Here is a 7,158-nt window from a genome sequence, read left to right on the forward strand (position 1 = left end):
AAAGGTTAGCTGTCGGTGTGAATATTCAGCGCCCGGCGCGTACGACCTGAACTCAGATACTCGGCAATATAGTCCTGAGAAATCTCGCCGTTGTAGCGCCCGTCCTCATCTACGATCGGCATCCAGCTGGTGTTGCTCTCATACAGGCGTGACAGCACCACGCGCAGGTTGTCTTCCGCCTTGCCGGTCATGCGGAACGGATGCAGGATGTCGGCGCAGGTCCCGCTGGCGTTACGCGCTTCGCGACGCTTCACAAAGCCCAGCGGCTTGCCGTGCTCGTCGACTACGGTAATTGCGCGAATATCATTATCATCCATGGTCGCAAAGGCTTCGGAAAGCGGAGTAGAGCCCCGCACCGTAATGGTCGGCTGCTGGTCGGTGACGTCGCCCGCCGATACCAGCAGCAGGCGCTTCAGGGTGCGGTCCTGACCGACAAACGAGCCGACAAACTCGTTTGCTGGTTTCGCCAGCAGTTCGTCCGGGCTGGCGCACTGCACGATTTTCCCCTGACGGAACACCGCGATACGGTCGCCGAGCTTCAGGGCTTCGTCGATATCGTGGCTCACCAGCATGACGGTTTTTTTCAGCTTGCGCTGCATCTCCAGGAACTGGTTCTGGATCACCTCGCGGTTGATCGGGTCCACCGCGCCGAAAGGTTCATCCATCAGCAGTACCGGAGGATCCGCCGCCAGGGCGCGGATCACGCCGATGCGCTGTTGCTGGCCGCCGGACATCTCGCGCGGATAGCGATTCAGGAACTTATGCGGATCCAGCGCCACCATATCCATTAGCTCTTCGGCGCGGGTTTTACAGCGCGCTTTATCCCAGCCCAGCATGCGCGGCACGACGGTAATGTTCTCTTCGATGGTCATGTTCGGGAACAGGCCAATCTGCTGGATCACGTAGCCAATGTTGCGGCGCAGTGTGACGGTGTCCATCCCGCTGGTGTCTTCGCCGTTGATCAGGATCGTCCCGCTGCTTGGGGTAATGAGGCGGTTAATCATCTTCAGTGTGGTGGTCTTCCCGCAGCCGGACGGGCCCAGCAGCACACACATTTCCCCTTCAGGCACGTTCAGGTTGACGTTGTCGACGGCCTTAAAGGTCTGGCCGTGCTTCTGTGAAAATTGTTTGGTGAGGTTTTCCAGTTTTATCATTATCGAATCCCCTTCGGAGTCAGAACCACCTGCAGACGGTGCAGCAGCCAGTCGAGCACAATCGCTAAAAGACAAATCATCAGCGCGCCCGCAATCAACATGCGGATATCACTTCCGCCGATGCCGTTGAGCAGCAGCAGGCCCAAACCGCCCGCGCCGATCACCGCGGCAATCGCCATCACGCCGATGTTCATCACCACGGCGGTGCGGATCCCGCCGAAAATCACCGGCAGCGCCATCGGGATTTCGACCCAGCGCAGGCGCTGCCAGAAGGTCATGCCGATGCCGCGTCCGGCTTCACGCAGGCCCGGCGGCAGGCTGTCGAGCGCCGTATGGGTGTTACGCACAATCGGCAGCAGCGAGTAGAGAAATACCGCCGTGATCGCAGGCAGGGCGCCAATTCCCTGACCGATCAGCGAAAACAGCGGGATCATCAGGCCAAACAGCGCAATGGACGGGATGGTCAGCACGATGGTGGCAATCCCCAGCACCGGCGTCGCCAGCCACCTGTGGCGGACAATCAGAATGCCCAGCGGTACGCCGATGAGAATGGCTAAGCCCACGGCCAGCGCCACCAGCCACAGGTGCTGCAGCGTCAGGGTTAAGAGGTAATCCCAGTTGTCCAGAATGTAGTGAATCGTCTCCATAGTGCCTCCTACAGCAGCTGTTTGCTACGCAGGAAATCGCGGGCGACCTGCTGCGGTGACTGATGGTCGATATCCACCTTTTTGTTTAGCTCGGTGATAACGTCGTTGTTGAGCTGGGCCGAGAGGGTGTTGAGCGCCTCTTCCAGGCCGGGGTTGGCCTCCAGCGTGTCTTTACGTACCACCGGCGTCACCGCATAGCTCGGGAAGAAGCCTTTATCATCTTCCAGCACCTTGAGGTCGAAGCCCTTCACGCGGCCGTCGGTGGTATAAATCAGCCCGGCGTCGACGAAGCCGTCGCGCACCGCGTTATAGACCAGTCCGGGGTCCATCTGACGGATCTGCGGGCGGTCCAGGTCCATCTTATAGGCGGCCTGAAGCGGCTTCATGCCGTCGCTACGCCCGGCGAATTCCAGGTCTAAGCCCAGCAGCCAGTTTTTGTCCGGGTTGGTTTTACGGACCTGCTCAATCTTGGCCACCATCTCCGACATGGTGTTGATATGTTCCGCCTCGGCGCGCTTGCGCTGCATGGCGAACGCATAGGTGTTGTTCATGTCGGCGGGCTTGAGCCAGACCAGACCGTGCTTCGCGTCCAGGCGTTTCACCGTCTCGTAAGACTCTTGGGGCGACATGCGCTTGTTGATGTGGTTAAAGATGATTAATGACGTGCCGGTGTACTCCCAGGTCATATCAATCTGCTTGTTGATCATCGCGTTGCGGGAGATCACCGTGGCGATATTGGTTTGCGGCTGCACCTGGAATCCTTTCTTCTGCAGGTACTGCACGGTCATCGCCGAGAGAATGTGCTGCTCGGTAAAGCTCTTGGTTGCCAGAATCAGCGGGGCCGCTATCGACTGGCTGGTAAACAGCGCCGCGGCACACAGCGCCGCCAGGCCGGATATCAGTCTCATAAAAGCTCCTTGTTATTGTTATCGGGGGAGATGGGGACTCATCACGCGACCCAGCGCCGCCAGCAGGGTATCGAGGATCAGGGCGAACAGGGCGGTGGCAGCCGCGCCGAGGATCAGGGTCGGGAAATCGTTCAGGTAAATGCCGGGGAAAATTAGCTCGCCGTAGCTGCTGGCGCCAATCAGGAACGCCAGCGGCGCGGTACCAACGTTAATGGCGGTCGCAATGCGAATGCCGGAGAGCATCACCGGCCAGGCGGCAGGCAGCTCAACCTGGCGCAGACGCTGCCATTTGGTCATCCCGATGCCGTTTGCCGCTTCCAGCAGCGACGGCGGGACCGAGCACAGCCCGGCATAGGTATTGCGGACGATCGGCAGCAGCGAGGCGAGGAACAGGGCGATAATGGCGGGCGTATCGCCAATGCCGATCACCACCATCGCCAGTGCGAGCACGGCCAGCGGCGGCAGCGTGTTGCCTACGTTGAAGATTTGCATCACATATTCGGCGATACCCCGTGCGGCCGGGCGGCTCAGCAGAATACCGGCCGGAATACCCACCATCAGGGCAAAGAACATTGATGAGAAAACCAGAATCATGTGCTGTTGCCCGAGGTAGACCAGGTCAACCTGACGCGCCTTGATCGTTTCCAGTCCGATACCCCAGACGAGGAGGGCGAGGACCACGATAATGGCGCCGACAAACAGCAGCGAACGTTTGAGTAAAGGGTGCATTGCGGTGTGTCTCCCTGTGCGCATGCGTTATAGCAACCACCGGTTGCCTGTTGTTATGCCATGTTTCGGCAGGGGTATTTCACCTATAGCAAGCGTTTGGGAAGGGTTCCAGCGAAGGGGTAAAATCAGTAACCCTATGAAAACAGTGGCAACCTTAAGCCAGGCCTTACGGCGAAAGGCCTGATTGTGTGGCGGGCAGAATAGTCCTAAAGCGAATCTTTAGATGTGACAACGTCACATCTAAAGAGATCTTACACCGAAAAAAGGTCATTATCTTCATAGAGTGGCACGCACCCGTCGAACCCGCGACGAGACGGTGATAATTGATACCACGGCGACAACCGCAAGCATCAACCCCAGCGCCAGCATGGCGTTGAAGCCAATCCATCTGAACAGCAGCAGCCCCGCGATACCGCCCGTAATGAACGAAAACAGGGTGGTTAAGTGGGTTTTTAGCTGACTTTTTTGCGCCGCCGTATCTTTGGAGTAATCCCTGCGCAGCATCGCGACCATTACGGAGGCCAGGGAAATCCCCGCGTCCGTTAGCGTGCCGGTAATGTGCGTCGACCTCACTCGTCCGCCGGAAAGCTGCGTGGAGGTGGAATTATGAATGCCCATCAGAAAGCAGAGAAAAAGAATAATTTCGCGGTTGTTGTTGAGCGCATGGAAATACATTTCGTAGAAGGAAACGCCGGTCAGTAATATCCCCTCGACAAAAAGGATCTGGCAAAAAACCAGCCTGACGTTATGGATAATACCCCATATGACAATTGTGCGCGCAATAATGGCGCCAGCCACAAATGAGAGAATAATCGAGCCGAAGAAAATAATATCGCTCAGATCGGTAGAAGAAACTTCGCTGGATAACTGTGAGGTGTTGCCGGTCATGTGTGAGGGAAAAAAACCAAATGCCCCAAGGGCGATGGCGTTAAGCAAACCTGCCGAGGTCGCCAGCCAGAGAGCAAGCCGGCGATCCTCCTTATGCGTTCGTTCTTTCTTGAGTCTTATCAGCAAGAATACCTCCGGGTTGAGCTTTGCCTGCCTATTCAGGCTAGCAAAGCGATTCAACGGGCTGTCCAGGATATGGCTTAATTATTATTCCCTCTGACGACTTTCAGGGTTTCGTAATTAAATAAAACAGCCTCGTTGCGGTATTCATTCAGGCATTAAGTTTTACACCATACCGTTATTGCCGTGACGCAAAAATGCCGGACGCTGGTTAAGGCGCTCGAACCACGCCTCAATGGCGGGCACGTCTGGCTTATCAAACGGCGTCATTTTCCAGCGATTCACCGACAGCCCAAGCACCACGTCCGCAAGGGTAAACGTCTCGCCCGCCGCAAAAGCCCCGGTGCGCTGCAGCTGGTTTTCCAGAATGGTGATGCAGTGGTTCCACTCTTTGATTCCCGCCGCAATGCGCTCAGGGTCGTTAAAGTCCGGGTTTTTACGCCCCAGGGCCGGGAAGACATAGCGCCAGGCGTTGTTAAATTCAGTGGCCTGCCAGTCCATCCAGCGCTCAACGTTGGCGCAGGCCTGCGGTTCTGTGGGCAGCAGATCGTGACGTTCGGCCTTGCGCGCCAGATAACGGCAGATGGAATTGGACTCCCACAGCACGAAATCGCCATCAATCAGCACCGGCACCATGGCGTTGGGGTTCAGTGCGCGGAAGGCATCCGTTTCCGTCGAGGCAAAACCGCTGCCGTAATCTTCCTGCTGATAGGCTATGCCCGCTTCTTCGCAGGTCCAGAGCACTTTACGAACGTTGATGGAAGTGGTTTTGCCGAGGATGCTGATCATTGCGCAGGTGTCCTTTAATGGATGTTATTGTTTAAAAACAATACACCAGATGTGCCAGAGAGGTTGGGGCAAAATTTGGTGGGGTGTGCTCTGTGTGGCCCCGGTGAATGTTTCTGGAAGGCGCCTCGCAAACCGCAAAGTAACCTTATGAAATTCAGCGTTATGTCTTTTCCTCAACGGGTCGCGGTCGTAAAGTGCCTGCGTTGCGGCACATCCGCAATCGGGCGTAGGAACCCGTCAACCATATAGTGACATTACGTATGTCGCAGCAGTGCCGATCTCGTTACAATAACGGTGGCGCTGACGGAGCAGCCGTTAGGCTGGCCGTTTTCTATATGGGCGGTATTCCTACCTCTGTCAGCGCTACCCCCCGAGCGTAGGAACTCAAAGGGTGGTAAATAAACTCCATATAGAAGGAAGCCTTGTATGGCGACTATCCCAACTCTGACTTATCTCCCGTCTGACAAAAACGTCATTCTGCAACGTATCTCCCGACCGCTTCCGGCCGATGCCGATCTCTTTGACGTCGCCGACAACTGCGCCGCGCTGGTAAGCGTGCTGGTCGAAACCGATGATGTCGCGAGCCGTACTGCGCTGTACGAGCGTCTCCTTCAGGCTCTGCGCAGGCTGCGTGAACTCTGTGATGTCGAGCTTCCGCCATACCTGATTGAACAGTTGATCATGGGTGAGAAAATAAACTCCTGCGTGCCGGACTGCTGGCAGGACACGCTGACTCAGGTGGACTATGTTCTGGCGCTGACACAGGCGGTGATGGGTGGAACGCTGCCCGCTCACGTAGCGAAAGAGCTGACGGGCCTGCTGCACGATATGGTGTGGCTGCTGGCTGAGTTTGTGAAGGAGCCGCGCATTACTGCGCATTAAGTGGCTGGCGTGGAGGGGCGGCAGCGCCCCTTTGAAACCGTGATTAGCGCGATCGGTTCCCGGTATCCAGAAGCGACGTACCGTAGGAGTTGTCGATAGTACAAAGCCAGCGACCGTCGCTTTCCAGCCGAAAAACATAGGTCGCGCGGCGCGACATTTCCGTAATTCCACCCTGACCATCAGGAAAACGCAGAACGGTTTCCATGATAACGAGGGCATTGCCGCCACCTTCGATCACCTGCATCTCTCCTTGTTCCACAATCAATTGGTCCAGGAAATAATCCGAGATGGCAATAAACGCGTTGCGGATGTTTTCTTTGCCTTTCACCGTCATGCCGGGCTTAACTACCAGAGCCGCGTCTTCGGCGTAGTATTCCATCAGCGCGTCATAGTTTTTGGTGGTAATGGCGTGGTCGCAGGATTCGATTATCTGGCGTAGCGGATGTGGGGTCATGCACGATTCCTCGTTAAAGGGTAAACACGTATTAACGTAACAGTCTGGCGTGTTTGTATAGCTACCAGGTTTTATGGCTGGTAGCGTTGGGGGAAGAGGTGGGGGAGGTAACGTTAGGTCTGCTAAGAGCGAAGAGCGGACATCTTTAATGGGTTGATTTTGGTGTTCTTACCTCTATGGAGCCATTTTCTATGGCTACATTTATACAGAAGTAAGGATTAGTCTTTTCCCGGACCATAATTAAATTTTGTACCTTTGCCAATGGCGTAAAACTGTCCGCCAGCTACGTAATGGACAGTACGTAGTTCATCAGGCGCATCATCAAAAATCCAGTGCCCATTCCTGAAAACGCGGTCATCACTCCATGCTCCGACAATTTCCCCCATGAACAAGTTGTGCTGCTTTTCATTTTCTTCATTGGGTATAACCTTACAGACTAGCCAGCCAGCGCAACCTACAACTAAGGAAGGTGCGAACAAGTTCCTGATATGAGATCATCATATTCATCCGGAGCGCATCCCAGAGGGACATCATGAGCCATCAACTCACCTTCGCCGATAGTGAATTCAGCACTAAGCGCCGTCAGA

General features: G+C 55.7%; 8 protein-coding genes and 1 pseudogene. 1 reads left to right on the top strand and 8 read right to left on the bottom strand.

Annotated elements, in window-relative coordinates:
- Positions 1-5: 5 nt before the first annotated feature.
- The 6 genes from osmV to ACWYRJ_RS11370 all read right to left on the bottom strand — a co-directional run bounded on the left by osmV (position 6) and on the right by ACWYRJ_RS11370 (position 5,235).
- Positions 6-1,154, bottom strand: coding sequence for an osmoprotectant ABC transporter ATP-binding protein OsmV (osmV, locus tag ACWYRJ_RS11345; RefSeq protein WP_111965732.1), 1,149 nt, complete (start codon positions 1,152-1,154; stop codon positions 6-8).
- Positions 1,154-1,801, bottom strand: a complete 648-nt coding sequence (gene osmW, locus ACWYRJ_RS11350; RefSeq protein WP_021241193.1) for an osmoprotectant ABC transporter permease OsmW — start codon at positions 1,799-1,801, stop codon at positions 1,154-1,156. The genes osmV and osmW overlap by 1 nt, the downstream gene beginning before the upstream one ends.
- An 8-nt stretch (positions 1,802-1,809) precedes the next feature.
- A complete protein-coding gene (gene osmX / locus ACWYRJ_RS11355) occupies positions 1,810-2,709 on the bottom strand; it encodes an osmoprotectant ABC transporter substrate-binding protein OsmX (protein WP_111965733.1) in 900 nt (299 codons plus the stop codon).
- An 18-nt stretch (positions 2,710-2,727) separates the two neighbouring features.
- The gene (gene osmY / locus ACWYRJ_RS11360; protein WP_111965734.1) at positions 2,728-3,438 is read right to left on the bottom strand and encodes an osmoprotectant ABC transporter permease OsmY; all 711 of its coding nucleotides are present in this window, start codon (positions 3,436-3,438) and stop codon (positions 2,728-2,730) included.
- Between the two features lie 276 nt (positions 3,439-3,714).
- Positions 3,715-4,452 (bottom strand): YoaK family protein, encoded by a 738-nt coding sequence (locus tag ACWYRJ_RS11365; RefSeq protein ID WP_111965735.1) that lies wholly within the window; start codon positions 4,450-4,452, stop codon positions 3,715-3,717.
- A 159-nt stretch (positions 4,453-4,611) separates the two neighbouring features.
- The gene (locus tag ACWYRJ_RS11370) at positions 4,612-5,235 is read right to left on the bottom strand and encodes a glutathione S-transferase family protein (protein ID WP_111965736.1); all 624 of its coding nucleotides are present in this window, start codon (positions 5,233-5,235) and stop codon (positions 4,612-4,614) included.
- Positions 5,236-5,661: 426 nt separating this feature from the next.
- On the opposite strand from ACWYRJ_RS11370, the gene ACWYRJ_RS11375 reads away from it, so the two are divergent.
- Positions 5,662-6,117: a hypothetical protein gene (locus ACWYRJ_RS11375; RefSeq protein ID WP_249577005.1), complete on the top strand. Its 456-nt coding sequence runs from the start codon at positions 5,662-5,664 to the stop codon at positions 6,115-6,117.
- Positions 6,118-6,160: 43 nt separating this feature from the next.
- On the opposite strand, the gene ACWYRJ_RS11380 is transcribed toward ACWYRJ_RS11375, so the two are convergent.
- Both ACWYRJ_RS11380 and ACWYRJ_RS11385 read right to left on the bottom strand, forming a co-directional pair.
- On the bottom strand, positions 6,161-6,571 hold the full coding sequence (locus ACWYRJ_RS11380) for a YybH family protein (protein ID WP_223582050.1): 411 nt from the start codon (positions 6,569-6,571) through the stop codon (positions 6,161-6,163).
- Between the two features lie 218 nt (positions 6,572-6,789).
- A pseudogene (locus tag ACWYRJ_RS11385) lies at positions 6,790-7,035 on the bottom strand (flavin reductase); the annotation flags it as partial.
- Positions 7,036-7,158 lie beyond the last annotated feature (123 nt).

Source organism: Enterobacter sp., from assembly GCF_977039595.1.